This is a genomic window from Brevundimonas sp. Soil_N_31, from assembly GCF_057655995.1.
Window position 1 is genome coordinate 1 of sequence record NZ_JBDGLE010000035.1, and the last position, 201, is coordinate 201.

A 201-nucleotide genomic window follows, 5' to 3' on the forward strand; every position below is an offset into this window, starting at 1 on the left:
CGCTTCCGCATCCTGACGGTGATCGACAACTGCACCCGCGAGTGCCTGGCGTTGGTGGCCGACACCTCGCTGTCGGGCGCTCGGGTGGTGCGAGAGTTGGACGCCGTCATCCGGCAGCGGGGCCGACCCGACACCATCGTCAGCGACAACGGCACGGAATACACCTCGAACGCCGTCCTGGCGTGGGCCGACGACACCGGC

General features: G+C 69.2%; 1 protein-coding gene. It reads left to right on the forward strand.

Annotated elements, in window-relative coordinates; genetic code table 11:
- Positions 1–201: DDE-type integrase/transposase/recombinase (locus tag AC3A3G_RS16390; protein ID WP_487488742.1), on the forward strand; the 201-nt coding region annotated here is incomplete at both ends.